This is a genomic window from Pseudomonas sp. FW215-R2 (genome assembly GCF_058789255.1).
The window spans coordinates 38,520-61,080 of the sequence record NZ_JBYTBO010000029.1 but is presented as its reverse complement, the minus strand read 5'-3'; the positions used below and the strand labels follow the sequence as shown (position 1 = coordinate 61,080).

Below are 22,561 nucleotides of genomic sequence, written 5' to 3'. Positions count from 1 at the left end.
GCGTCCATCCCGTCAAAACCTGCCTGTCCAGCGTTGATCAATCATCATCCCGGTCACGGTGGTAGCGACGCCCGTCGCGGCGATCGTAATCGCGGTCGTCCCAACGCCGATCATGATCGTAGTAACGGCCATGATCACGGTCGTAATGGCGGCCATGTCGGTAGTCATCATCAAAGTCCGCCACACAGCCGCCCAGCAATACGGCGGCGGAAACAGTCAGCAGCAGCGTTGTTGCACGCATCATTCAGAATTTCCCTAAAACCAAGGTCTTGACGACGGAAACGGTCAACGCAGCCCACACCGAAATGGCGAGGTGCGCGCAGCCGCAGATACGACCGGGGAAACGAACGATGATTCACAGGGCGACAGCGACCGTTCATCGCCCCACCTGCAAGACTGACGCGAGCGCTGCTAACCCACCAGCGCAATCAACTGCTGGCGCTGCGCATCGGTCAACATCGGCCCGAACCCGGCGCCGGCGTTGTCGGCCATGTAGCGCGGATTGCCGGTGCCGGGAATCACAGAGGTGACCGCCGTGTTCGACAGCAAAAACTTCAGCGCCAGTTGCGGCCAGCTGTTGACCTGCACATCCGACACCCAGCCCGGCAGCGGTTTGCCCTTTAGCCGTGCCAGCAGCTCGCCGCCGCCGAACGGGCGATTGCAGATCACCGCCACTCCACGCTCGCGGCACAACGGCAGGATGCGTTTCTCCACGCCCCGGTCATCGAGGGCGTAGTTGATCTGCAGGAAGTCGAGCTGTTCGGCCTTCAGTACCGCTTCCACTTCCTCGTACGCCGAGGGCGTGTAATGGGTGATGCCGATGTAACGGATGCGGCCCTGCTCCTTCCACTCACGCAGGGTCGGCAGATGCGTCTGCCAGTCCAGCAGGTTGTGGATCTGCATCAGGTCGATGCGCTCGGTGCGCAGCAGACGGAAGGAATTTTCCATCTGCGCGATGCCCTCCTCGCGCCCGCGCGTCCACACCTTGGTCGCCAGGAAGGCCGGTGAACGCGGTTCGTGGATCGACAGCAGTTCGCCGGTGGTTTCTTCGGCGCGGCCATACATCGGCGAGCTGTCGATCAGCGTGCCACCCTTCCTGAACAACTCGTCGAGCACTGCCGCCAAGGGCCGGTAGGCCGGATCGCCGGGCGCGACATCGAAGCCGCGATACGTACCCAGCCCGACCAGGGGCAGCCGCTCGGAGCTGGAAGGAATGGCGCGGGTCTGCATGGTCTGGCCTCCTGAGGCGCTCGGCGACGTGGCGGTGGCCAACGCCCGGTCAAACGTGAAAACCGCCGAAACCCCGGCAGCCAGCGTGAGCAGGCGGCGGCGGGAACAACCCTCAGTGTGGCTCATGCTCGCGTCTCTGCTTGATGGATCTGTTGCGCCTTGTGTTCGGCGGCGGTCACTCGAGAAGGCTCAACTACACTGCGACTGAGCACCCTCACGCCCCGTTAAAGTTAGCCGAATGTCCAGAATCCTGATGTCGCTCGTCGCCTTGATCGTTTCCGTGTACCTGATCCTGTGCGCGGCGCTGTTCGTTTTTCAGCGTTCGCTGATCTATTTCCCGCCGTCGGGTTCCATGGATACGGCGGAATCGCGAATGACGCTGGCGATGCCCGACGCCGATATTCGCGTCAGTGTTCGTGAGCATTCCGGGGCGAAAGCGCTGATCTATTTCGGCGGCAATGCCGAAGACGTGTCGCGCAATCTGCCGGCGTTTGCCGAGGCGTTTCCCGACTACGCGGTGTATCTGCTGCACTATCGGGGGTTTGGCGGCAGCGGCGGCTCCCCGTCCGAAGCGGCGATCGCCGAAGATGCGCTGGCGCTGTTCGATCAGGTGTATGCCCGGCATCCACAGATTGCACTGGTTGGACGCAGCCTCGGTTCCGGCGTTGCGGTGCGGCTGGCCAGCCAGCGGCCGGTGGCGCAACTGATTCTGGTCACGCCTTACAACAGCCTCGTTGAACTCGCCGTCCAGCATTACCCGTGGGTGCCGGTGAAGTGGTTGCTGAAGGATCGTTACGAGTCCGGCAAATATGCGGCGCACATCAGCGTGCCGACGCTGCTGCTGGCGGCCAGCGATGACGAGGTGGTTTCACGGGCCAGCACCGAACGCCTGCAGCACAGCTTCCCCGACGGGGTGGCGATGCTCAAAGTGGTGAAGGACTCGGCGCACAACTCGATATCTGAACGGCCGCAATACCTGCAATGGATGAAGGATGTGTTGAACCGGTGAGTGACACCTGCGCACTTCGTCGGCGACCAGCGAAAGCCTGAGGCGCCTCCTGAACCAAGTGCAAAAAGGCCAGTCCTACTCGCGCCGCTTTCGCGGCTAACTCCCTATCAGCGCTATCTTTTTTCAGAGCCTTGCGTCCCATGCGCCACGCCGTCCGTTCGTCTCGCTTCGTTTCGCTGTGCCTGCTGATCCTTTCTCCCCTGCTCGCCCCCTCTGCCCACGCTGGCGCAGAGCGGCAACTGGCAGCCGCCATCAATGACCTCCGTGCCCATCCGCAACGCTGCGACCGGCGTCCGGCACAACGCTTGGCGCCACTGACGCTGAAGCAGAACATTGCGTTGCCCATCGGCTATGGCTACGGCGGCGGGATGCGCGAGCAACTGAAGGCCTCCGGTTATGCAGCGGTCGCGGTGCGCAGCATCCGGATCGTCGGGGCCGAGGATGCCGAAGAGGCGTTTGATCAATTGCAGAATGAACATTGCGGCGCATTGCTGGATGCGCAGTACGCCGACATCGGCATCAGCCGCGCTCGCAGTGAATGGCAAGTGGTACTGGCACGTCCGGTGATCGACAGCCACATGGGCGACAACCGCAGTGTCGGCAAAGCCTTGCTGGCCGAGGTCAACGCCGCCCGCGCCCGACCCCGGATGTGCGGTCGCCAGCGCTTTGCCGCCGCCCGGCCCTTGAGCTGGAACCCGGCCCTCGGCGCCGCCGCCCAGGGTCACAGCAAGGCCATGGCCTACGGCAACTACTTCGCTCACCAGGACCCGGATGGCGACATGCCAGCCGACCGCGCCCGATCTGCCGGCTACCGTGGCCGGCAGATCGGCGAAAACATCGCTGCCGGGCAGAGTTCTCCGAGCAAGGCCATGGCCGGCTGGCTGGCCAGCCCCGGACATTGCGCCAACCTGATGAACCCGATGTTCACCCAGGTCGGCGCCGGTTTTGCCAGTGAGGCCCGCAGCGATAACGGTGTGTACTGGACGATGCTGTTCGGGGCGCCTTGAGCGCCTCACTTCGGCCGACGCACTGCCCGCACCTTGCTGCTGTTGCCGCCACCGCAGTAGAAGCGATCCCCGCCATCGGCCTCCAGTCCGGAGACGCCGATCCCGGCGGGCAACGTCAGGCTTTCCAGAACCTCGCCGCTGCCTGGATCGATCCGCCGGATCTCGCTTTCTTCGCCTTCCCAGGTGCCATGCCACAGCGCACCGTCGACCCAGGTCACGCCGGTGACAAAACGGTTTGATTCGAGGGTGCGGAGGATTTTCCCGGTTTCCGGATCGATCTGATGAATCTTGCGATCGCGATACTGCCCCACCCACAACGTGCCCTCGGCCCAGGCCATGCCCGAATCGCCGCCGTCGCCGGGGGCCGGAATGGTGTGGAGCACACGCCCGGTGGCCGGGTCGATCTTGTGGATTCGGCGGTCGGCAATCTGAAACAGGTGCTTGCCGTCGAACGCGGTCCCGCCATCGGCACCGACCTTGATCGTGCGCACGGTTTCGCCGCTGGCCGGGTCCAGCGCATTGAGCTGGCCGTCACTGGCGAACCAGACTTGCCGACCGTCGAAGGTCACGCCGTGGACACCGTCGATGCCGTCGAACGGGCCGTATTCACGAAGGATTTCTGCGTTTGCGTGTTTCATGCTGGCTTCCTCGTTGAGTGGGTGAGTCCAGCCTAGCCATTGCCCAACGACACCGGGAGTAACAAGATCGTCGCGAAACCCGGCACGGGCGGGGTCAGCCATCGCCGCGCACGGCCGACACCGAATGCCTGGACCTTGTCTTGCGCCGCCAACGTTTCCAGTGCCCGTTGTATCTGACGCTGGCTGCTACCCAGCGCGAGCGCAAGTGCCGAGCTCGACCACGCCTCGCCGTCGGCGAGCAGGGCCAGCAGTGCGGCGTGTTTGTCTTCGAGCGGTAACGTCAGCAGCGCCACGTCTTGCGCAACCAGCGCATAGCCACGGGAAGTCGCCGTGATTCCGGCCAGCGGTTGCAGCGCTGCACGCAACCGGCCGATCTCGACCCGCAAACGGGCGCGGTGGGATTCATCATCGAGTTTCAATCGAAAGGCTTTGGCGACCAGTGTCTCTCGGGGTACATCCCCGGGCCAGGCTTCAGCGAGCAGCCGAACGAGGCGAAACAGCACCGGCCGCGTGGCCAGCGCCACCGTCATTCCTGCACCGCGAACGTTATAGCGACAGGCATCGACCACCAGCGTCGGCGAGGCAAACAACGCTTCAACCTGCGCCAATGTCACCGCTTGCACCTGACCCGCAACGATCAATCGGGCAGCGGGCGCTTCGAGGATTTGCCGAGCGTGCTCGATCTCCGCCGACAATGCCGGAATGGCAGCCGACTGAGCCGCCCGTTGCGCACGTTCCAACGCCATTTGCGCCTTGTGCGCCTGCACCCGGCGCAACGCGATCCCGGCAGCCATCAGTTCATGAACGGCGCGCAGGGCTGGCGGCAACGGTGCTGGATCGAGTCCAGCGAGCAGCACATCTGCGTCGTCCAACTGCCCGATCAGCAGCAACCGACGAATCTGCAGATAGCGCGCGTGCGCCGCGTTGAGCCAGTCGCCGTGATCGTGCAAGGCCCGCCGTGCCGCCTCCAGCGCCTTCACCGGCCAGCCCAGATCCCGCGCCGCCAGTGCCACTTCGGCCTCGGCCACCACGCAGCGCGCCCGAGACAACGGCTCGTTGGCGCCGAATGCTTTCACCGCCCGCTGCAGCAATGCCTTGGCCCGCGCCAAATCGCCGAGCTGCGCCATAGCGATCCCACGCAGGGCCAGGGCCGGAGGGTCTTCGCGCAGCGCCACAAAATTCAGCGCCGCCAACGGATCACCCGCCGCCAGTGCGCGACCGGCAGCGTTGATCAGCGAGTCCATGGGGAGTCCGGCATGTCATGGTTTCCGGTATCAGATCGTGGGTGGAGTCTAATACCGAATGCGGTTTTGTCTGGGTGATCGCGTGACTGCGTGCTCAGTCGAGGATGGCGGCGTTCTTGAGCAACGCCTGCAAACCGACGGGCACCAGCGGTGATTGCTCAGTGAAACTTGAGTTGTCCTGCCAACTGGCGGTGAACGGGGCGCCGTCGCTTTCGTGACCGACGATCTGCAATTGCTCGTAGACCTGCTCGTCGTCAAAGCGGGCGTCATACACCTGAACCATCTCATGCCCCGGTTTGCCGTTGTAGACGAAGAGGCTTTCAAGTGTGCCGAGCAGGCGCAGGTCTTTCATTGAAAGGCCCAACTCTTCCTGCACTTCACGCACGATGGCCTCGCGACTGGTTTCGCCAAACTCGATGCCACCGCCGATGGGACGGTAGAAGGTTTGGTCTGCGACCGGGTCGTGGAAGCGGTTAACCAGAATTTTGCCGTTGTGCTGAAAGACACACAGTGCAAGTGCGCGGATACGCGGTTCGGCCATGGGGTGAAGTCCGTTTGCTGGATGAAAAGCCCGGCATTAGATCACACGCAACAGAGGCGCTGCTTCAGGTAATCTGCGGTGGTTTGAAAGGGAATACAGCCAATCACGGAGTCGATTATTTGAAACGTCTAGCCTGCTATCTGCTTCTACCCCTGCTCTCGGCCTGTAGCTCGGGCCCTTACCTGAATCCGCAATCGACTGTCGGTCAGAACGCGTTGCTGATCAGAACGTGCCCCGGCCCCCACCAGGCAATGAGCTACACGACCACGTCAGAAGAGCTCGATTGGGTGCATCTGTTGGTCTATGCAGCGCTGCCGGGGACGCCGACCAGGCCTGATTATCATCACAGCACCGATACCGAAGTGCGCCTGTACGCGTATCTTTATACGCCCCCGTACATGCGTAACCTGAATACACCGGAACAGTGGAAAACCGCCTACAGCACGCCGGAACCGGCCCTGTGGATCAGCGCGGCTTCGCCGATGGCCACCGTGCAACTGGCCAATGGCAAGTCGTACCAGGTCAGCATCGAACGCTTGAAAACCGGTTTCGACCCGCGTGAAAAAGAGCTGGATCTATATTCCCCCGGAACACCCCTGGGCAGCGGCGAAATGGACGATTTCATCCTGACGCTGCCGGAGCTCTTCCTGAACGGAGAGAAAATCCCGACAGCGCCGATCCATTTCAAAAAGCATGAAGAACGTTACATGCCGGTACTCAACTGCTGATCGTCAGACCGGAGAAATCGTGGCCAGAACGCCGATCATGATGGTCAACACGAGAAAGCCGCCGAGGAAAAACGCCATCTTAGCCATGAAGGCCTCCTGAATACTGAATGTCCGGCGCACCGGGCGCTTCGGAATGAAGCTCGTCGCGTGTGGCCGAACGGCAAGGGTATTTTGGGCCTATGGCTGAGACGGTTACAGATGCAGATTCAACAGGAAAAAGCGGATCAGATGGATTTGGCCCACTCATGTGTCGACATTCAGACCGGTACAGAAGGTTTCCATTACGCCGCTTTGATCTAGAGTCATGGGCGCCGCGCAAAGAACAACAAAAAATACAGGAGTGAAACCATGTCCGAGCTGAACCTGCACCCCAACGCCGCCGAATCCCTGAACCGCTGGCACGAGATGATCCGTACCGGCAACTTGAAAGCCCTGCCCGACCTGCTCGACCCCAAAGCCGTATTCCGTTCGCCGATGGCCCACACACCCTACCCCGGCGCGCCGGTGGTCGCGATGATCCTGAACACCGTGTTCGAAGTGTTTGAAGACTTCAAATACCACCGTGAACTGGCGACGGCTGATGGTTTGAATGTGGTGCTGGAATTCAGTGCCAAGGTTGGGGCGAAAGAGCTCAAGGGCATCGACATGATCCGCTTCGATGAACAGGGGAAGATTGTCGAGTTCGAGGTGATGGTGCGGCCGTTGAGTGGGTTGCAGGCGTTGGGTGAGGAAATGGGGCGTCGGTTGGGGGTCTATCTGGCCGCTGCCAAGGCCTGAAACCCGGACACAAAAAAGCCCACTGACCGTCGCCGGTTCAGTGGGCTTTGTGTGTCAGGCGTCTGAATTACAGAGCCATGTCACGTGCAGCGTTTTCTTTCGGAGCTTTAGCCTTGTCAGCCGCTTCTGCCGCCGGAGCTGCAGCCTGGCCAATCACCGGTGGGGTTGGCAGTTGCAGGATCTTGGCGGTGTAGGCCCACTCTTCAGCCACTTTGGCTGGATCGTTGTTCAGCTGGGTGCCGTAGCTTGGAACGATCTGGTGCAGTTTGGCTTGCCACTCAGGGGTAGCGACTTTGTCTTTGAAGACTTTCTGCAGCACGCTCAGCATGATCGGTGCAGCGGTCGATGCGCCTGGCGATGCGCCCAGCAGACCGGCGATGGAGCCGTCTTTCGAAGCAACGATTTCGGTGCCCAGTTTCAGCACGCCGCCAGCGGCTTCATCACGCTTGATGATTTGCACGCGTTGGCCGGCTTGCCACAGGCGCCAGTCTTCGGCTTTGGCGTTCGGGAAGTATTCCTTCAGCGCGTTCAGACGGTCTTCATCCGACAGCATCAATTGACCGGCCAGGTACTCGACCAGCGGGTATTCCTTGATGCCGACCTTGGTCATAGGCCAGATGTTGTGGGTGGTGGTGCTGGTCAGCAGGTCCAGGTACGAACCTTCCTTCAGGAACTTGGTGCTGAAGGTTGCGAACGGGCCAAACAGGATGACGCGCTTGCCGTCCAGGACACGGGTGTCCAGGTGCGGAACGGACATCGGAGGCGCGCCAACCGAAGCCTTACCGTAGGCCTTGGCCAGGTGCTGCTCGGCGATGGCCGGGTTATCGGTCACCAGGAACGAGCCGCCTACCGGGAAGCCAGCGTATTCCTTGGCTTCTTCGATACCGGACTTCTGCAGCAGGTGCAGAGCACCGCCGCCGGCGCCGATGAACACGAACTTGGCGTCGGTTTCAGTCTTGGTGCCGTCTTTCAGGTTCTTGTAGCTGACGCGCCAGGTGCCATCGGCGTTCTTGGTGATGTCCTGTACTTCGCTCGACAGCTTCATGCTGAAGTTAGGCTTGGTCTGCAGGTAACCGGCGAACTGGCGGGTGATTTCGCCGAAGTTCATGTCGGTACCCAACGGGCTCCAGGTGGCCGCGATTTTCTGGTTCGGGTCACGCCCTTCCATCATCAGCGGTACCCACTTCTTGATCACAGCCGGGTCTTCGGAGTACTGCATGCCGGCGAACAGCGGGCTCGCTTGCAGGGCTTCGTAGCGCTTTTTCAGGAACTTGATGTTGTCATCGCCCCACACGAAGCTCATGTGCGGAGTGGTGTTGATGAACGAGCGAGGGTCCTTCAGGACGCCCTGCTGAACCTGCCAGGCCCAGAACTGACGCGAGACCTGGAACGCTTCGTTGATCTCGACGGCTTTCGGGATCGACACTTTGCCGTTCTCGTCTTCCGGGGTGTAGTTCAGTTCGGCCAGTGCGGAGTGACCAGTACCGGCGTTGTTCCAGCCGTTGGAGCTCTCCAGGGCAACGCCGTCGAGGCGCTCGACCATTTCCATCGACCAGGTCGGTTCCAGCTCATTGATCCACACACCCAGGGTGGTGCTCATGATGCCGCCGCCGATCAGCAGAACGTCGACTTTCTTTGCTTCTTCGGCATTGGCAGACGACATCCCCATCGCCAAAGCCAGCCCCAGCAAGGCTGTGTTCACTTTTTTAAACATCTGTTGCACCTATGATAAAACGCCTTCCGCCCGCCGCTGTTGTACGTATGAGTTCCCCTTGTTCGCGACACTCAGGCCAGCGTCGCGGGTTCCGGCACACTTCAATTTTGACGGGTGGGCACACAAGGCCGACAGGCTGCGTCGACCTCAGTTATATGTCCCTTCTGAACTGACTTCTTATCATTATTGGCTTCAGCTACTTGAGCGACAGGGGTTCGGTCGGCCCGCCGAAAAGCGCGCCAGACTGAATTAGGTCAAACCAAGTGGGGCGAAGAATATCACGTCAGGACAAACCCGCGCGTCTGTTCCCGACTCGATAGTCTTTATCCGTTCAAGGACTTATCGGCTGCCAGCGGCCGAACATGACCCCCATCAGCGGCTCTGGCCTGAGCCTTTCAGCCGTTTGACCGCCCCTTCCAATCCAGAATCCTGACGCTCCCTTGTTACAAATAGGGTTCCCGGCACCGCCCGACTGCGCTCTCCAGAAACCTTCACAACCGAAACCGATCCACCGACTGCGCCAGCCTACCCGCCAGGCTCGACAACTCATCTGTCGTATTCGCCGTCTCGCCGATCACTTTGCTATTGCCTTCCGACATGCCCGCGATCATCTCAACCTGATGGGCAATTTCGTTGCTGGCCTGGCTCTGTTCGCCGATGGTGCGGGTGATGTCGTTGACCAGTTGCGTAGTGTTCAGGGTAGCTTCGAGGATTTCGCGGATGGCGCGTTCGACGTCGGCGGTGACCGCCATGCCCTTGTCGACCTGAGCCACACCTGCTTCCATGCTGCTGACCGCTTCGCGCGTGCTGTTCTGGATGCGGGCGACCATCGCGGCGATTTCCTGGGTTGAAGCGCTGGTGCGGGCGGCCAGGCTGCGCACTTCATCGGCGACCACTGCAAACCCCCTGCCCTGTTCACCCGCCCGGGCTGCTTCGATGGCCGCGTTGAGCGCCAGCAGGTTGGTCTGGTCGGCGATGCTCTTGATCACCTGAATGATGTTGAAGATGCCTTCGGACTCCTGATCCAGCGTGCGGATCACCTGCGCCGATTGCTGGGCGGAACGGGCGATGTCGTCCATGTCGCTGACCACCTGATGGATCACCTGACCGCCGTTTTTCGCCAGTGACTCGGCCTGACTGGCCATGTTCAGCGCCCGTTCGGCGTGGCGGGTGATCTCCTCGATGCTGGCGGTCATCTGGCTGGCGGCGGCGGCCATGGTGCCGGCGGCGGTACTTTGCTGCTGGCTGCTGTCGGCCACCTGATGGCAGCCGTGGCTCAGTTGCTCGCTCATGCCGCTGACGCCGTGGGCATTGCGGCGTACCACGTCGATCATGTCGCGCAGATCCCGCTGCATGGTCGCCAGCGTGCGGATCAGCACGCTGGCCTCGTCCTTGCCCGAAGGCTCGGCGATCGGCTCGCTGAGGTTGCCATGGGCAATGCTTTCAGCAATGCGGCTGGCGGCTTTCAATGGCCCGGTGATGCTCAGGATCACCCAGCGCCCCTGCACCAACAGCAGCAACAGGCTGGCAATCAACACGACACCAAGGGCGATATTGGCGTTGCGGATCGCCGCTTCGGTGCCCTGGCTGGTCTGCCGGGTATTGGTTTCGATCAGTTCGCTCAGGGACGCCATCTGCTCTTCGAGCTGGCTGAACGCGGCGCTGAACGTGCCGAGTTCGTGTTGCGCCGTGTCCGGGTTGTCCAGCGCCAGCCCGACAATCCGCTCGCCGGCGTTGATGTAAGTGTCGAGACTTGGCCGGATCTGCTCCAGCGCCGCCCGGATCGTGGCGTCGAGCGGCAGTTTCAGGTTCTCGCCCAGTACCTCACGAAAATGCGCGGCATGTTCTTCGACGGAACTGCGCACCTCGTCCGCCGTGCTGGTGCTTTTGCCCAACCCTACGAGCATCGCCGAATAGACGTCGGCGCGCAGGGCGTCGTGCATCATGTCGGCTTCCATGTGGTTGCGCAGCGCGCTCATGCTGACCGCGTTGTCACTGACCGCCGAAGCCATCCGCTGGTTGCCGACGTAACTGACCAGGCTCACGATCAGCGCCGTCAGCAGACTGGTCGCAATCAGCAACACCAAACGCAGTTTGATCGACACGGTAATTTTCTCCCTGGTCGCGCCGCACAGCGCTTTCAACGCTTCAGTTAAGCCTATTTCCGCGAACCCGCCGGGTTAGAGCGTCTCAACGTGTGTCGTCACATCCGGTAAAAAAGAACACTGTGCGGCAGTTCTCGGTTTGCAGCCCCGACAACTTGTTCCGGCCCATGGAACTCCCGAGCCACGCGGCACCTCTCACATTATGTGGAACTTCCTTTTCGCTTTACGCTGCTGGAGGAACACCGTCATGCGTCGTTTATTATTCGTTTCGTCTCTTGTGCTGTGCCTGCCCTTTGGATCGGCCTTCGCCCGTGTGGATGCGGGAGATGTCGCCACATCGGCGGGTGTTTCAGCGTCGCTGTACTCCACCTTCAAGGATCACAAAATGGTGATTCCGGCCCGTGACGACCTGTCCGCCTTCGTCGCCAGCGGCGGAGCCATCCGTGGCGTGTATCTGGAGTCGGTGCTGCAACAGGTTCGCCAGGACAACCCCGGTCTGAATGCCAGCGATGAAGAGCTGGCCAACGCCATCCTGGTTCATTACGAAGGCTTGTCGCAGTAAGCCGTACGCTCGACGTCGCCAGCTCTGCACTCTGCCGATGGACGGCAGGCGGGCGACCATGGGCAAAACCGTCGAACGGCCTCTATGATGGAGGCCATGACGATTTCCGCCCCGATCCGCTCCCCCTGCCCTCCCGGTGTCTGCGACTGCGGGCGCGATCCGCTGCTGGAAAATCCTGGTGCAGATATACGCATCCTGTTGCTGACCCGGCAGGAAGAAAAACGCCTGCTGGATCGCCTGGAAAACCTGCAAAGCCTGGCCGATCTCGAACGCCTGCAAGGCAGGATGTTCGAGCAGTTGGGTATTCGCGTGGAAATCGCCCCCGGTGACAACGTGGTCAAGACCATGCTCGGGATCGATATCAGGATCGACGATCTGCCGGGCCTCTGCCGCAAGACAAAACAATCCATTCCGGCCGCCATCCGCCGCGGTCTGAAAAAGCATCCGGAAGTCGCCTTCCAATTGCTCAACGCCCACGACTTGCTGCGCGACACTTGATCATTTCTTCATGCCGACCCGTTTGCGCATTTCGGCCGTGATGCTTTGCCGGGTTTTCTTCATGTCCGCCCAGGGCTCATCACCGACCTCCGCCAGTCGTTCGTGGACGTTATGCACGTTCCATTGATTGGCGCCTTTGATCTCCTTCACTTCATCGATAAACAGCGGCACCGACACCGGCAACCCTTCGCGGGTGCGCACCGCGTAGGCGCAAATGGTGGTGGCACCGAGACCGTTGCGCAGGTAATCGATGAAGATCCGCCCCACCCGGTTCTTCGGCCCGGACACTGCTGAAAACCGTTCCGGCAACAGCTTGGCCATGTGGCTGACGATGGCATGGCTGAAATCCTTGACCTCGTCCCAACCGTGCTTGCGGATCAGCGGCACCACCAGATGAATGCCTTTGCCACCGCTGGTCTTGAGGAATGCCCGCAAACCCAGTTCATCCAGCACGGTCAGGGTCAGGGCGGTGGCTTCGACCATGCTTTTCCAGGGCAGCGCGGGGTCCGGGTCGAGGTCGAGAACAAAGCGGTCGGGCTTCTCCAGGTCCACCGTGGTGGCGTTCCAGGTGTGCAGTTCGACGGTACTCATCTGCACCGCGCCGACCAGCGCTTCGGCATTGTTGATCAACATGACCGGTTGCCCGGTGACGTCCTTGTCCAGCGTGCGGATGCCCGGGATCGCAAGGTGTTCGGCGTTTTTCTGGAAGAACAGTTCACCGGCAATGCCATCCGGCGCCCGCACCAGTGCCACGGGGCGATCCTTGAGTTGCGGCAGGATCCACTCGGCGACGCTGGCGTAATACTCGGCGAGTTGCATCTTGGTGGTGCCGCTGCTGGCGTCGATCACCCGGTCGGGGTGAGTGATGCGCACCTTGCCGCTGGCCAGGCCGGGTTCTGATTCAGACTGTTTCACCGTTTTGGCCCTCTCTTGAGTGATGTCCCGGGCCGGTTTGTCCTCACGCACGCCATGAAACACCGCATGGCGCACCGAACCGTCCTGAGTCATCTCGGCAAACGCGACTTCCGCCAACAGGCTCGGTTTCAACCAGTGCACGCCTTGGACCTCGAAGCCACTCGGCGGGTTGACCACGGCCGGTTTCTTCGCCCGCAAGGGCTTCAACTGCGCGAGCAAGCTTTTCAACGTGGCCTCATTGAAACCGGTGCCGACCTTGCCGGCATAACGCAATTCACCGCTGTCGCGATCGTGCAGACCCAGCAACAACGCACCAAACGCACTGCGCGAACCCTTCGGATCGGTGTAGCCGACAATCACGAATTCCTGACGATGCTTGCACTTGAGCTTGATCCAGTCACTGCTGCGCCGCGACACGTACGGCGAGCCGAGACGCTTGCCGATCAGGCCTTCCATCTGCATCTGGCAGGCGCTGTTGAGCAACGCTTCCGGGGTTTCGTCGAAGGCTTCGGAGAAGCGCAATAGTGGATCCTTGTGCGCCTTCAATACCGTGGCCAGCGCCGCGCGCCGCTCTTCGACCGGTACTTCGCGAAGATCGACGCCGTTGAGGTAAGGCAGGTCGAACAGGTAATAAATGATGTTCGCGCTGCGGTTGGCTTCGAACGCGTTCTGCAGCGCCTGAAAATCCGGAACACCCGCCTCGTCGGCGACGACCATTTCACCGTCAAGCCAGGCCGATTCCAGCCCCAGCGCGGCGAGCGCCTGGACTTGCTCCGGCAGTTTGTGCGTCCAGTCATGACCGTTACGGGTGAACAACTGCACGTCGTCATGATCGATGCGCGCCATGATCCGGTAGCCGTCGAACTTGATTTCGTAGCTCCAGTCTCCCGCCGGCGCACTGTCCACCAACGTGGCCAGTTGCGGTTTCAACTGCGCGGGAATCCGGGCCTTGTGTGCGCCAACAAGTTTTCCTGAGGCCGGCTTGCGCGCTGGCTTTTTGAGCGGTTTGACTTGTCTGGCGTCGAGCCTGGGTTTATCGACCAAGGTACGCTCGCTGAGCACGCTGTCCGGCTCGGCGACCAGCACGTCGTAATCGCTTTGCGGCCGGGCGGCGCTGTCCTGATGCTTGATCAGAAACCATTGCTCCTGCTTGCCCGGCATGTGGGTGCGCACCAGATTCCACACCCCGCCAAGCTTCTCGCCTTGCAGTTCGAACTTGAGTTTGCCCTTGGCGTAGGCCTTCTGCGGGTCTTCCAGCGGGATCCACACGCCGCGATCCCAAACGATTACGTCCCCGGCGCCGTAATGACCCTCGGGAATATTGCCTTCGAAGGTCGCGTAATCCAGCGGATGGTCTTCGACATGCACCGCCAGCCGCTTGACCGTGGGGTCCAGCGACGGGCCTTTGGGCACCGCCCAGCTTTTGAGCGCACCGTCGAGTTCCAGGCGAAAGTCATAATGCAGGTGCGACGCGTCGTGCTTCTGGATGCAGAACTGCAACGCGTGATCGGCATCAGCCTTCTTGCCCCGCCGCTTGACCGCCGCCGGTTCAGAGGTTGCCGAGAAGTCGCGCATGCGGTTGTAGTCGTCGAGGTTCCTGTTCATGGCGGCTCCGGCTGCAATCGGGTCCTGTTATGCAGAAGAGCGACGCTGGCGGAGAAAAATTCAATCGGCATAAAAAAGCCCCGGACGGATGGAAACGTCCGGGGCTTGGGTGATGACGTGTTTCAGGCTGTGCCTTTGGCCTGCTGCTCCAGATGCACCTGCAATTCGGGATCGATCTGCAATGCCGCCGCCAGCTCATCCAGGTAATTGCGCTCGGCGTCCTGCTGGTCGTCCACCAGCATCACGCTTGCGATATACATTTCGGCGGCCACCGCCGGATCGTTGTTGGCGGCTTGCGCGACTTCGCTGGCATCCAGCGGTTTGGCGACTTCAGCGTCGAGCCATTGCTGCAGGTTCGGATCGTCGGTGTGGCGGCCGATTTCGCTGCTGATCAGGTGTTTTTCCGAATCGTCGATCCGGCCGTCTGCCTTGGCCGCCGCGATCAGCGCGCGCAGCACGGCGTGACTGTGTTCCTCGACTTGCGGGCCGGCCAACAGGTCTGCGGTCTGCGGTGTTTGTTGCGGCGCCGCCGATGCCTGACTGCGCTGCCAGGCCTGATACGCCTGGAACGCCATCATGCCCAGCGAAGCCAGTGCCGCGTAGTTGGTGCCGCCGGAACGACTCTGCGTACCGCCGCCAAGCGCCCCGCCACCCAAGGCTCCGCCACCGAGCAATCCGCCGAGCAGCCCACCCAGGCCACCCAATCCACCGGCAGGCGAACCGCCGCCGCTGTTACCGCCGCCGCCCAGCAGGCCACCCAGCAAACCGCCGAGCCCGCCCAGGCCATCGCCGGCCGAAGCGCCACTTTGTTGTCCCGCCGAGGCCTGGCCTCGCAGCAGTTGTTCGAGCAAATCACTGGTGTTCATGACATCGTCCTCAGGCAAAGGCGTAACAGCGTCAGGCAACGATAGACCTCCGCACGCGTTGCGCCAGCACCGTTTGGCTGACGCTGCTGCGGGGAAGCGATTTCGGCGTCGAAAAATTTTCCCGGCCAGCTAAGATTCATGAAGGGTGAACCTTATCCCGGCCCGACCGGTCGATAGCTGCAAACCCGACCCGGTTGGCCGCCACCCTTGTCAATCAAGCGTGATACCCGGCTCGCTTCACTTTCTGGAGAACGCCCCTGTGATATCGACCGTCCACATCGCCAGGCTCAAGGCCTGGGGCGCCCATGGTTTCACCGCGACTGGCGTGGTCACTGCCTTTCTGGCCACCCTCGCCCTGCTGGAAAACCAGCCGACCCACTGCCTGATGTGGCTGGGTGTGGCGCTGATCGTCGACGGCCTCGACGGCGCGCTGGCGCGCAAGGTCAATGTGCAGTCGGTGCTGCCGAGTTTCGACGGATCGATCCTCGATCTGGTGATCGATTACCTGACTTATGTGTTCATTCCGGCGCTGTTCATCTATCGCTACATTCCGCTGCCCGACTACACGCTGCTGCTGACGGTGTCGCTGATTCTGGTGTCGTCGCTGTTCTGCTTCTGCAACGTCAACATGAAGAGCAAGGACAACTATTTTGTCGGTTTCCCCGCTGCCTGGAACGTGGTTGCGCTGTGCCTGTACATCATCGGCCCGGGGCCGTGGCTCACCTTCCTGACCGTGATCGGCCTGGCGTTGCTGACCATCACCCGGATGAAATTCCTGCACCCGTTCCGCGTGCGGCGCTTCATGCCGATCAATATCGCGGTGACGGCGATCTGGTTGCTGTGCAGTCTGTCGCTGGTGATCAACCACCCGGTGATCAATCCACTGGTGATGGGCCTGTGGTTGCTGGCGTCGGCGTACTTTCTCGGCATCTGCATCTGGCGCACGGCGCTGGAGTGGTTTGATGCTTCGCACCTGAAATAGAAATCCCGTGGGAGCGAGCAGGCTCGCTCCCACACGGGTTTGTGCTCAGCGTTTGGTAATCACCACCTCCAGATACTCACTGGGCACCACCATCGATTCCGGTCCTGCCCGGTTCAGCCCGTCGATCAATTGCGTCAGATCGCCTTCCAGCGCCTGCCCGCTCTCCGGCGGCAACGCCGCGAACGCCTTGTGCACCGGCCCGTACCAGTGGCGGAAGATGTCGATGAAATGCGCCGCCGAGCGATAGCGGAAGTTGAAGTGACGACGAGTCACCTGCACCTGGAACTGGCGATCATCGAACTGCGAATGCAACCAGGCTTCCGCGCCCCAGTTCGACGGAGGCTGGGCACCGGGTGGCGGTGGCAGATGGCGGCCAAGGGTCTTGAACATCTGGCCGACGAAGCCTTCCGGCGTCCAGTTGGCCAAGCCGATCCGCCCGCCACGGCGGCAGACGCGCGCCAACTCCTTCGCAGCCTTGGTCTGATCCGGTGCGAACATCACACCGAAAGTCGACAGCACCGCATCGAAACTGGAATCGGCGAATGGCAGCGCTTCGGCGTCGGCCACCTGAAAGGTCACGTCCAGGTGTTCGGCTCGCGCCCGGTCCTGGCCGCGTTCCAGCAGCGCCGCGACATAGTCGGTGGACGTCACCAGACAACCACGGCGTGCCGCAGCCAGCGTGGCATTGCCATTGCCGGCGGCGACGTCCAGCACTTCTTCGTCGCAACGCAGGTCGCAGGCTTCGGCAAGGGTTTCGCCGACGATCTGCAGGGTGGTGCCGATCACGGCGTAGTCGCCGCTGGCCCAGGCGACTTTCTGGCGTTCCTTCAGGGCAGTGAGATCAACGGGGGTACTCATGAACAGGTGCTCCACGACAGGTTGGATCAGGCGTCACTCGGCGGTCGTCGGGTCGATGATGGTCGTCACCCGGGACACGCTGTTGGCCGGGAATCCCCCTTGCCGGGCGTGTTCGCGCACCAGCTCTTCGTTGGGTGCGATGTACACGCAGTAAATCTTGTCGGCAGTGACGTAACTCTGCAGCCACTGCACCTCCGGCCCGAGTTCACGCAGCACGTTGCAAGACGTTTGCGACACTGCTTTGAGTTCTTGCTCCGACAGCTTTCCGGCCCCTGGAATCTCGCGTTCAATCACGAATTTCGGCATGGCAACCTCGCTTTTCTTATGTGTGACAGGGTTCACATCACCCTGCTCCACCACTATCGCGCCGAGGCCGCCCGGCGTCCCCTCCAATCGTCTAAAGAGCCCGTAAACCGGGCTTTCGCCGATGAATGGCGGGATTTTGTAAAGGTCCCGAAACACTGCCGGGGGTTGCCAATGCGCGAGCGGATCGGCTCTCATGCGCTCCCGACCCGAGAACGGAATCCGACCATGTCCTTGCGCCTCGAATGGCTCGCCGACCACATGCAGCACAGCGACACTTACGCCGAGTGGATCCACCGCCAGTTTCACTACGAATATGCCCATCAACCATTGGCCGAATGGCAGCGGGAATTTGCCGAAGGGCAAACCAATGGTGATTGGCGCTGCCTGATCGCACTGGACGGCGAGCACTTGCTGGGTGGCGCGGCACTGGCTCGTGCAGATCTTGCGCAACGACCGGATCTGGAGCCTTGGCTGGCCTGCGTGCTGGTCAGCCCCGAATCTCGCGGTCAGGGGCTGGCAGAAAAGTTGATCGAAGGGATTGCCGAGCAAGCAAAGAAACAAGGCCTGCCGCGTTTCTACCTGCATACGCAAAACAAACAGGACTACTACGCAAAACGCGGCTGGACAGTGCTGGAGCGTTTTCAGGCCTGGGACAACGAACAATGGCTCATGGTGCGCGACCTGTGAGCCATTGATGTTCGCGGTTCAGGCTGCAGGCGCCTTGGCCTCTTTCAGCAGCTGTTGAATCATCTGCTCCTGCGCCTCATAACGCCCCTCGCCAAAGTGGGTGTAACGCACTTGGCCCTTGGCGTCGATCAGGTAGTGCGCCGGCCAGTACTGATTGTCGAAGTTGCGCCAGATCGCGTAGTTGTTGTCGATGGCCACCGGGTAGGTGATGCCGAGTTTCTTCACCTGATCCTTGACGTTGTCGATGATCCGCTCGTAACCGTATTCCGGGGTGTGCACGCCAATCACCACAAGGCCGTCCTTGCCGTACTTTTTCTCCCAGTCCTTCACGTATGGCAGCGTGTGCTGGCAGTTGATGCAGTCGTAGGTCCAGAAGTCCACCAGCACCACTTTGCCACGCAGGGATTCGGCGCTCAGTTCCGGTGAGTTCAGCCATTGCACTGCGCCGGTCAGAGACGGCATCGCGCCTTTGCCCTGCTCCTCCGCCGTCGAATCCGCCCGCACTTTGCTGATGAAGTAGTCGACCACTTTCGGCGCATTTTCCAATACGTTTTTCTCGACGCTGGCGACGCCTTCGGACGACGTGCCGGCCAGCAAGGTTTTATCCGCGCCGGTGGAGATCACGGCCGCCGCCGCCAACACCGCAACCCCCGCCCCGCGCCGGAACCAGCCGGTGAACGGGATCGACGGTTTCAACCGGTTGACCAGGCCGCGACCGGCGAAGATCAGCGTCCCCAGCGACAACGCACTGCCCGTACCGTAGGCCAGCAGCAACAGGCTGGTTTGCGCATTGGCGCCTTGCAGCATGGCGCCGGTGAGGATCACGCCGAGGATCGGGCCGGCACACGGCGCCCATAGCAACCCCGTGGCAACGCCGATCATGATCGAGCCCATGGGGCCGGCCTTCTGCCGGGTGTCCGGATCGAGACGATTGCCGAGCAATACAAACGGCCGCGCCAGCCAGTCACCAATGCGCGCGGAAATCAGCGACAAAGCGAACAGCACCATCACCACCAGGGCGATGTGCCGACCGGTGTTGTTGGCCTGAATCACCCACTCGCTGCTGACCACCGCAAGGCTCGAAATCGCCGCGAAGGTCAGGGCCATGCCGCCGAGGGTCAGCAGGATCGAAGAACGGCTGCGGTCGACGCCCGCAAACAGGAACGGCACCACCGGCAGGATGCAGGGGCTGAGGACAGTCAACAGACCGCCCAGGAAAGCGATAAGGAACATGAGGTTCACCTCTTGAAGGATGGGCGGTCTGCCGATAAAAGAGGTGTCTGCCGATGACCGACAGACACGCTCAGGGACTTAAGCGGTCTGGCTGTCCAGCCATTGGCTCTGTGGGGTTCGGCTGGCGCCGTTTTCGGCCACCGTCTGGCCTTGCGGGGTATGACTGGAGCCGTCCGCTGCAACCATCTGTCCTTGCGGCGTGTGGCTGGCGCCGTCGGCGGCGATCAGGGCATCGCTGCCCTGCTTGGCCACCGGGCTCAGTTGAAAGCAGGTGCTGCCGGCGCAGCTATTCTGTTCGACGGCACTGTTGGCGTGCGCCGCAACACCAGCAAACGAGAAGGCAATGGCGGTCAAGAAACGCGATACGTTGTTCATGGCGGTCTTCCTTTAATTGGGGGCGGATCAGTTCTGGTTGTCGCAGCCGTCGGCGAATTTGCTGTAGTCGAGAACGCGGGTCTGACCGGCCGAATCGAGGTAAGTCATGCGGGCGTCGACGATGCCGCAGGTCATCGATTTGTCCTCTTTCATCGAGATCACTTTCTGGATGTCCAGATGCGTGCCGTAGGTGTAGGTTTGCGGAGCGGCAACCGCTTCGGCGCGGGCCGACAGGGTGCAGATGTTCAGGGCAGCAAACAGGCAGGCGGCGATTACGGATTTGTTGTTCATGGCGATTTCCTCAAGGCTTCAATGGGTAGGTCGTTGATTGAGCCGAGGCGCTGTGGTGTGCCTCGATGGAGCTCATTTAAAGCTCGCGAGGTATCCCGTCTGTGTCGGGAAACGGCAGGTATAAATCGCTACGTATCTCGCCCGCCGGGGGATACACAGCGATACAAAACCCTGAAAAAATCGTGTTTTTGCGTCCCCGTGTATCCGTCGTTGCGCCAGATACACTGCAATACAAAGGCAGGCAGGCGAGCCCGCGCGGGCTCTATAGACTGCGAGGCATTCCCCCCTTGATAGAGGTTTGGCTCCATGGATCATGTCGATCACATTCTCATCGTCGACGACGACCGCGAGATTCGCGAACTGGTTGGCAATTACCTGAAGAAGAATGGTCTGCGCACCACCGTGGTCGCCGATGGCCGGCAGATGCGCAGTTTCCTGGAAGCCAACACCGTCGACCTGATCGTGCTCGACATCATGATGCCGGGCGATGACGGCCTGCTGCTGTGCCGCGAATTGCGCGCCGGCAAACACAAGGCCACGCCGGTCCTGATGCTCACCGCCCGCAATGACGAAACCGACCGCATCATCGGCCTGGAAATGGGCGCCGACGACTACCTGACCAAGCCTTTCGCCGCCCGTGAACTGCTGGCACGGATCAACGCGGTGCTGCGCCGTACACGGATGCTGCCGCCCAACCTGGTGGTCACCGAAAGCGGCCGTTTGCTGGCGTTCGGTCGCTGGCAGCTCGACACCTCGGCCCGGCATCTGCTGGACACCGACGGCACCATGGTCGCCCTGAGCGGTGCGGAATATCGCTTGCTGCGGGTGTTCCTCGATCATCCGCAACGGGTGTTGAGCCGCGATCAGTTGCTCAACCTGACCCAGGGCCGCGACGCCGATCTGTTCGACCGTTCCATCGATCTGCTGGTCAGCCGTTTGCGCCAGCGCCTGCTGGACGACGCCCGCGAACCGGCCTACATCAAGACCGTGCGCAGTGAAGGTTATGTGTTCTCGCTACCGGTCGAAATCCTCGGAGCCCCCGCATGACGTTTGCCCTGCACTGGCCGCGTACCCTGGCCTCACGGTTGTCGCTGATTTTCCTGATCGGTTTGCTGTTGGCGCAGGCGCTGTCGTTCGGTGCGCAGTATTACGAGCGCTATGAAAGCGCGAAGAACACCATGCTCGGCAACCTGGAAACCGACGTCTCGACCTCGATTGCGATCCTCGACCGCCTGCCCGCCGACGAACGCCCGATGTGGCTCGAACGTCTGGCCAGGAACAACTACGGTTACCTGTTGAGCGAAGGCGAACCGGGCACGCCGATCGGCCCGGGTGACGTGCCGATTGCCGTCACCTCGATCACCGATGCCATCGGCGAAACCTACCCGCTGACCTTCACCGATATTCCCGGGCCGAAAAAGCACTTTCAGGGCCACCTGCGCTTGAGCGACGGCAGCCCGGTGACCATCGATGTGCGACCTTCGATGGTGCCGCTGTCGCCGTGGTTACCCGTGGTGCTGCTCGGACAACTGGCGCTGATGATCGCCTGCACCTGGCTGGCAGTTCGCATCGCCATTCGCCCGCTCACCCGCCTGGCCAACGCGGTGGAAACCCTCGACCCCAACGCCCATCCGATCAATCTGGACGAAAAAGGCCCGAACGAAGTGGCCTACGCCGCCCGTGCGTTCAACACCATGCAGGCGCGGATCGCCGCGTACCTGAAGGAACGCATGCAATTGCTGGCAGCGATTTCCCACGACCTGCAAACGCCGATCACCCGTATGAAACTGCGCGCGGAGTTCATGGACGATTCGGCGGAAAAGGACAAACTGTGGAACGACCTCGGCGAGATGGAGCATCTGGTGCGTGAAGGCGTGGCCTATGCGCGCAGCATCCACGGTTCGACCGAAGAAAGTCGGCGCACCAATCTGGATTCATTCCTCGACAGCCTGGTGTTCGACTATCAGGACATGGGCAAAGAAGTGCAATTGAGCGGCAAGAGCGATGCCGTCATCGACACCCGTCCCCACGCCTTGCGCCGGGTGCTGGTCAACCTGACCGACAACGCGCTGAAGTTCGCCGGCGCTGCCGAACTGTACGTCGAACGTAAAAACACCGAACTGTCGATCAAAGTCATGGATCGCGGGCCGGGGATTGCCGAAGAAGAACTGGCGCAGGTGATGGAGCCGTTCTACCGCGTGGAAAACTCGCGCAACCGCAGTACGGGTGGCACCGGCCTGGGACTGGCGATTGCCCAGCAACTGGCGATGGCGCTGGGTGGTTCGCTGAATCTGAGCAACCGTGACGGTGGCGGGTTGTGTGCGGAGCTGAAGTTACCGCTTCATTCGTGATGGCTGTTTAAGCGACGCCGGCCTGCGGGTGTCCGGGAT

The 22,561-nt window shown here is 61.4% G+C and carries 24 protein-coding genes and 1 pseudogene; 10 read left to right on the top strand and 15 right to left on the bottom strand.

Annotated elements, in window-relative coordinates:
• Positions 1 to 37: 37 nt before the first annotated feature.
• Complete coding sequence (locus AC3WRD_RS27700; RefSeq protein WP_096822865.1) at positions 38 to 244, bottom strand: hypothetical protein; 207 nt, start codon at positions 242 to 244, stop codon at positions 38 to 40.
• A gap of 167 nt (positions 245 to 411) precedes the next feature.
• Positions 412 to 1,356 carry an aldo/keto reductase gene (locus AC3WRD_RS27695; RefSeq protein WP_173861329.1) on the bottom strand — a complete coding sequence of 315 codons (945 nt, stop codon included), beginning with the start codon at positions 1,354 to 1,356 and terminating at the stop codon, positions 412 to 414.
• A gap of 112 nt (positions 1,357 to 1,468) precedes the next feature.
• Here AC3WRD_RS27695 and AC3WRD_RS27690 point away from each other — a divergent pair, with 112 nt between their 5' ends.
• The gene (locus AC3WRD_RS27690; protein ID WP_102619604.1) at positions 1,469 to 2,239 is read left to right on the top strand and encodes an alpha/beta hydrolase; all 771 of its coding nucleotides are present in this window, start codon (positions 1,469 to 1,471) and stop codon (positions 2,237 to 2,239) included.
• 140 nt (positions 2,240 to 2,379) lie between these two features.
• Positions 2,380 to 3,246, top strand: coding sequence for a CAP domain-containing protein (locus AC3WRD_RS27685; protein ID WP_102619603.1), 867 nt, complete (start codon positions 2,380 to 2,382; stop codon positions 3,244 to 3,246).
• Positions 3,247 to 3,251: 5 nt separating this feature from the next.
• Here AC3WRD_RS27685 and AC3WRD_RS27680 read toward each other — a convergent pair whose 3' ends face one another.
• From AC3WRD_RS27680 to AC3WRD_RS27670, 3 genes are all read right to left on the bottom strand, one after another.
• Positions 3,252 to 3,884: a Vgb family protein gene (locus tag AC3WRD_RS27680; protein WP_096822869.1), complete on the bottom strand. Its 633-nt coding sequence runs from the start codon at positions 3,882 to 3,884 to the stop codon at positions 3,252 to 3,254.
• Positions 3,885 to 3,916: 32 nt separating this feature from the next.
• On the bottom strand, positions 3,917 to 5,128 hold the full coding sequence (locus AC3WRD_RS27675; RefSeq protein ID WP_102619602.1) for a helix-turn-helix domain-containing protein: 1,212 nt from the start codon (positions 5,126 to 5,128) through the stop codon (positions 3,917 to 3,919).
• A gap of 94 nt (positions 5,129 to 5,222) precedes the next feature.
• Complete coding sequence (locus AC3WRD_RS27670) at positions 5,223 to 5,669, bottom strand: NUDIX hydrolase (RefSeq protein ID WP_102619601.1); 447 nt, start codon at positions 5,667 to 5,669, stop codon at positions 5,223 to 5,225.
• Between the two features lie 14 nt (positions 5,670 to 5,683).
• Between AC3WRD_RS27670 and AC3WRD_RS27665 the strand changes: the two genes are divergently transcribed.
• The gene (locus AC3WRD_RS27665; RefSeq protein ID WP_256580594.1) at positions 5,684 to 6,397 is read left to right on the top strand and encodes a hypothetical protein; all 714 of its coding nucleotides are present in this window, start codon (positions 5,684 to 5,686) and stop codon (positions 6,395 to 6,397) included.
• A 348-nt stretch (positions 6,398 to 6,745) separates the two neighbouring features.
• Positions 6,746 to 7,174, top strand: coding sequence for a nuclear transport factor 2 family protein (locus AC3WRD_RS27660; RefSeq protein ID WP_102619599.1), 429 nt, complete (start codon positions 6,746 to 6,748; stop codon positions 7,172 to 7,174).
• 67 nt (positions 7,175 to 7,241) lie between these two features.
• Here the strand turns inward: AC3WRD_RS27660 and mqo are convergent, their stop codons facing one another.
• The 3 genes and pseudogenes from mqo to AC3WRD_RS27645 form a co-directional block, all read right to left on the bottom strand.
• A complete protein-coding gene (gene mqo / locus AC3WRD_RS27655) occupies positions 7,242 to 8,888 on the bottom strand; it encodes a malate dehydrogenase (quinone) (RefSeq protein WP_096822874.1) in 1,647 nt (548 codons plus the stop codon).
• A gap of 491 nt (positions 8,889 to 9,379) precedes the next feature.
• On the bottom strand, positions 9,380 to 10,105 hold the full coding sequence (locus AC3WRD_RS27650; RefSeq protein WP_371858303.1) for a methyl-accepting chemotaxis protein: 726 nt from the start codon (positions 10,103 to 10,105) through the stop codon (positions 9,380 to 9,382).
• Positions 10,106 to 10,234: 129 nt separating this feature from the next.
• Positions 10,235 to 10,993: pseudogene (locus tag AC3WRD_RS27645) on the bottom strand (MCP four helix bundle domain-containing protein); the annotation flags it as partial.
• A gap of 247 nt (positions 10,994 to 11,240) precedes the next feature.
• Here AC3WRD_RS27645 and AC3WRD_RS27640 point away from each other — a divergent pair.
• Positions 11,241 to 11,555: a DUF2388 domain-containing protein gene (locus AC3WRD_RS27640; RefSeq protein WP_102619597.1), complete on the top strand. Its 315-nt coding sequence runs from the start codon at positions 11,241 to 11,243 to the stop codon at positions 11,553 to 11,555.
• Positions 11,556 to 11,651: 96 nt separating this feature from the next.
• The gene (locus AC3WRD_RS27635) at positions 11,652 to 12,053 is read left to right on the top strand and encodes a hypothetical protein (protein ID WP_102619596.1); all 402 of its coding nucleotides are present in this window, start codon (positions 11,652 to 11,654) and stop codon (positions 12,051 to 12,053) included.
• Here AC3WRD_RS27635 and ligD read toward each other — a convergent pair whose 3' ends face one another.
• Together ligD and AC3WRD_RS27625 are read right to left on the bottom strand one after the other, a co-directional pair.
• On the bottom strand, positions 12,054 to 14,573 hold the full coding sequence (gene ligD, locus AC3WRD_RS27630; RefSeq protein WP_102619595.1) for a DNA ligase D: 2,520 nt from the start codon (positions 14,571 to 14,573) through the stop codon (positions 12,054 to 12,056).
• Between the two features lie 122 nt (positions 14,574 to 14,695).
• Positions 14,696 to 15,439 (bottom strand): tellurite resistance TerB family protein, encoded by a 744-nt coding sequence (locus AC3WRD_RS27625; RefSeq protein ID WP_096822878.1) that lies wholly within the window; start codon positions 15,437 to 15,439, stop codon positions 14,696 to 14,698.
• Between the two features lie 259 nt (positions 15,440 to 15,698).
• Here AC3WRD_RS27625 and pcsA point away from each other — a divergent pair, with 259 nt between their 5' ends.
• Positions 15,699 to 16,421, top strand: a complete 723-nt coding sequence (gene pcsA / locus AC3WRD_RS27620) for a phosphatidylcholine synthase (RefSeq protein WP_102619594.1) — start codon at positions 15,699 to 15,701, stop codon at positions 16,419 to 16,421.
• 45 nt (positions 16,422 to 16,466) lie between these two features.
• Here pcsA and AC3WRD_RS27615 read toward each other — a convergent pair whose 3' ends face one another.
• Together AC3WRD_RS27615 and AC3WRD_RS27610 are read right to left on the bottom strand one after the other, a co-directional pair.
• Positions 16,467 to 17,279 (bottom strand): class I SAM-dependent methyltransferase, encoded by an 813-nt coding sequence (locus AC3WRD_RS27615; RefSeq protein ID WP_096822880.1) that lies wholly within the window; start codon positions 17,277 to 17,279, stop codon positions 16,467 to 16,469.
• 33 nt (positions 17,280 to 17,312) lie between these two features.
• Positions 17,313 to 17,585 carry a DUF4242 domain-containing protein gene (locus AC3WRD_RS27610; protein ID WP_102619593.1) on the bottom strand — a complete coding sequence of 91 codons (273 nt, stop codon included), beginning with the start codon at positions 17,583 to 17,585 and terminating at the stop codon, positions 17,313 to 17,315.
• Positions 17,586 to 17,810: 225 nt separating this feature from the next.
• On the opposite strand from AC3WRD_RS27610, the gene AC3WRD_RS27605 reads away from it, so the two are divergent.
• The gene (locus tag AC3WRD_RS27605; protein WP_102619592.1) at positions 17,811 to 18,272 is read left to right on the top strand and encodes a GNAT family N-acetyltransferase; all 462 of its coding nucleotides are present in this window, start codon (positions 17,811 to 17,813) and stop codon (positions 18,270 to 18,272) included.
• Positions 18,273 to 18,290: 18 nt separating this feature from the next.
• Here the strand turns inward: AC3WRD_RS27605 and AC3WRD_RS27600 are convergent, their stop codons facing one another.
• The 3 genes from AC3WRD_RS27600 to AC3WRD_RS27590 all read right to left on the bottom strand — a co-directional run bounded on the left by AC3WRD_RS27600 (position 18,291) and on the right by AC3WRD_RS27590 (position 20,171).
• Positions 18,291 to 19,505 carry a cytochrome c biogenesis protein DipZ gene (locus AC3WRD_RS27600; RefSeq protein ID WP_102619591.1) on the bottom strand — a complete coding sequence of 405 codons (1,215 nt, stop codon included), beginning with the start codon at positions 19,503 to 19,505 and terminating at the stop codon, positions 18,291 to 18,293.
• Positions 19,506 to 19,583: 78 nt separating this feature from the next.
• Positions 19,584 to 19,880: a hypothetical protein gene (locus AC3WRD_RS27595; protein WP_102619590.1), complete on the bottom strand. Its 297-nt coding sequence runs from the start codon at positions 19,878 to 19,880 to the stop codon at positions 19,584 to 19,586.
• 27 nt (positions 19,881 to 19,907) lie between these two features.
• Positions 19,908 to 20,171: a DUF2790 domain-containing protein gene (locus AC3WRD_RS27590; protein ID WP_096822885.1), complete on the bottom strand. Its 264-nt coding sequence runs from the start codon at positions 20,169 to 20,171 to the stop codon at positions 19,908 to 19,910.
• Between the two features lie 306 nt (positions 20,172 to 20,477).
• Between AC3WRD_RS27590 and AC3WRD_RS27585 the strand changes: the two genes are divergently transcribed.
• Both AC3WRD_RS27585 and AC3WRD_RS27580 read left to right on the top strand, forming a co-directional pair.
• Positions 20,478 to 21,218, top strand: coding sequence for a response regulator (locus AC3WRD_RS27585; protein WP_085708690.1), 741 nt, complete (start codon positions 20,478 to 20,480; stop codon positions 21,216 to 21,218).
• Positions 21,215 to 22,522, top strand: coding sequence for a sensor histidine kinase (locus tag AC3WRD_RS27580; protein WP_102619589.1), 1,308 nt, complete (start codon positions 21,215 to 21,217; stop codon positions 22,520 to 22,522). Before AC3WRD_RS27585 ends, AC3WRD_RS27580 begins: the two co-directional genes overlap by 4 nt.
• Positions 22,523 to 22,561: the final 39 nt, after the last annotated feature.

Bases quoted from the DNA above. Each gene is read 5' to 3' on its own strand.
- AC3WRD_RS27650 (WP_371858303.1), bottom strand. From the start codon at position 10,105: ATGGCCGCCGCCGCCAGCCAGATGACCGCCAGCATCGAGGAGATCACC.
- AC3WRD_RS27690 (WP_102619604.1), top strand. From the start codon at position 1,469: ATGTCCAGAATCCTGATGTCGCTCGTCGCCTTGATCGTTTCCGTGTAC.
- AC3WRD_RS27660 (WP_102619599.1), top strand. From the start codon at position 6,746: ATGTCCGAGCTGAACCTGCACCCCAACGCCGCCGAATCCCTGAACCGC.
- AC3WRD_RS27695 (WP_173861329.1), bottom strand. From the start codon at position 1,356: ATGAGCCACACTGAGGGTTGTTCCCGCCGCCGCCTGCTCACGCTGGCT.
- ligD (WP_102619595.1), bottom strand. From the start codon at position 14,573: ATGAACAGGAACCTCGACGACTACAACCGCATGCGCGACTTCTCGGCA.
- mqo (WP_096822874.1), bottom strand. From the start codon at position 8,888: ATGTTTAAAAAAGTGAACACAGCCTTGCTGGGGCTGGCTTTGGCGATG.
- AC3WRD_RS27625 (WP_096822878.1), bottom strand. From the start codon at position 15,439: ATGAACACCAGTGATTTGCTCGAACAACTGCTGCGAGGCCAGGCCTCG.
- AC3WRD_RS27635 (WP_102619596.1), top strand. From the start codon at position 11,652: ATGACGATTTCCGCCCCGATCCGCTCCCCCTGCCCTCCCGGTGTCTGC.
- AC3WRD_RS27600 (WP_102619591.1), bottom strand. From the start codon at position 19,505: ATGTTCCTTATCGCTTTCCTGGGCGGTCTGTTGACTGTCCTCAGCCCC.
- AC3WRD_RS27700 (WP_096822865.1), bottom strand. From the start codon at position 244: ATGATGCGTGCAACAACGCTGCTGCTGACTGTTTCCGCCGCCGTATTG.
- AC3WRD_RS27590 (WP_096822885.1), bottom strand. From the start codon at position 20,171: ATGAACAACAAATCCGTAATCGCCGCCTGCCTGTTTGCTGCCCTGAAC.
- AC3WRD_RS27605 (WP_102619592.1), top strand. From the start codon at position 17,811: ATGTCCTTGCGCCTCGAATGGCTCGCCGACCACATGCAGCACAGCGAC.
- AC3WRD_RS27580 (WP_102619589.1), top strand. From the start codon at position 21,215: ATGACGTTTGCCCTGCACTGGCCGCGTACCCTGGCCTCACGGTTGTCG.
- AC3WRD_RS27640 (WP_102619597.1), top strand. From the start codon at position 11,241: ATGCGTCGTTTATTATTCGTTTCGTCTCTTGTGCTGTGCCTGCCCTTT.
- AC3WRD_RS27670 (WP_102619601.1), bottom strand. From the start codon at position 5,669: ATGGCCGAACCGCGTATCCGCGCACTTGCACTGTGTGTCTTTCAGCAC.
- AC3WRD_RS27680 (WP_096822869.1), bottom strand. From the start codon at position 3,884: ATGAAACACGCAAACGCAGAAATCCTTCGTGAATACGGCCCGTTCGAC.
- AC3WRD_RS27585 (WP_085708690.1), top strand. From the start codon at position 20,478: ATGGATCATGTCGATCACATTCTCATCGTCGACGACGACCGCGAGATT.
- AC3WRD_RS27595 (WP_102619590.1), bottom strand. From the start codon at position 19,880: ATGAACAACGTATCGCGTTTCTTGACCGCCATTGCCTTCTCGTTTGCT.
- AC3WRD_RS27685 (WP_102619603.1), top strand. From the start codon at position 2,380: ATGCGCCACGCCGTCCGTTCGTCTCGCTTCGTTTCGCTGTGCCTGCTG.
- AC3WRD_RS27675 (WP_102619602.1), bottom strand. From the start codon at position 5,128: ATGGACTCGCTGATCAACGCTGCCGGTCGCGCACTGGCGGCGGGTGAT.
- AC3WRD_RS27615 (WP_096822880.1), bottom strand. From the start codon at position 17,279: ATGAGTACCCCCGTTGATCTCACTGCCCTGAAGGAACGCCAGAAAGTC.
- AC3WRD_RS27610 (WP_102619593.1), bottom strand. From the start codon at position 17,585: ATGCCGAAATTCGTGATTGAACGCGAGATTCCAGGGGCCGGAAAGCTG.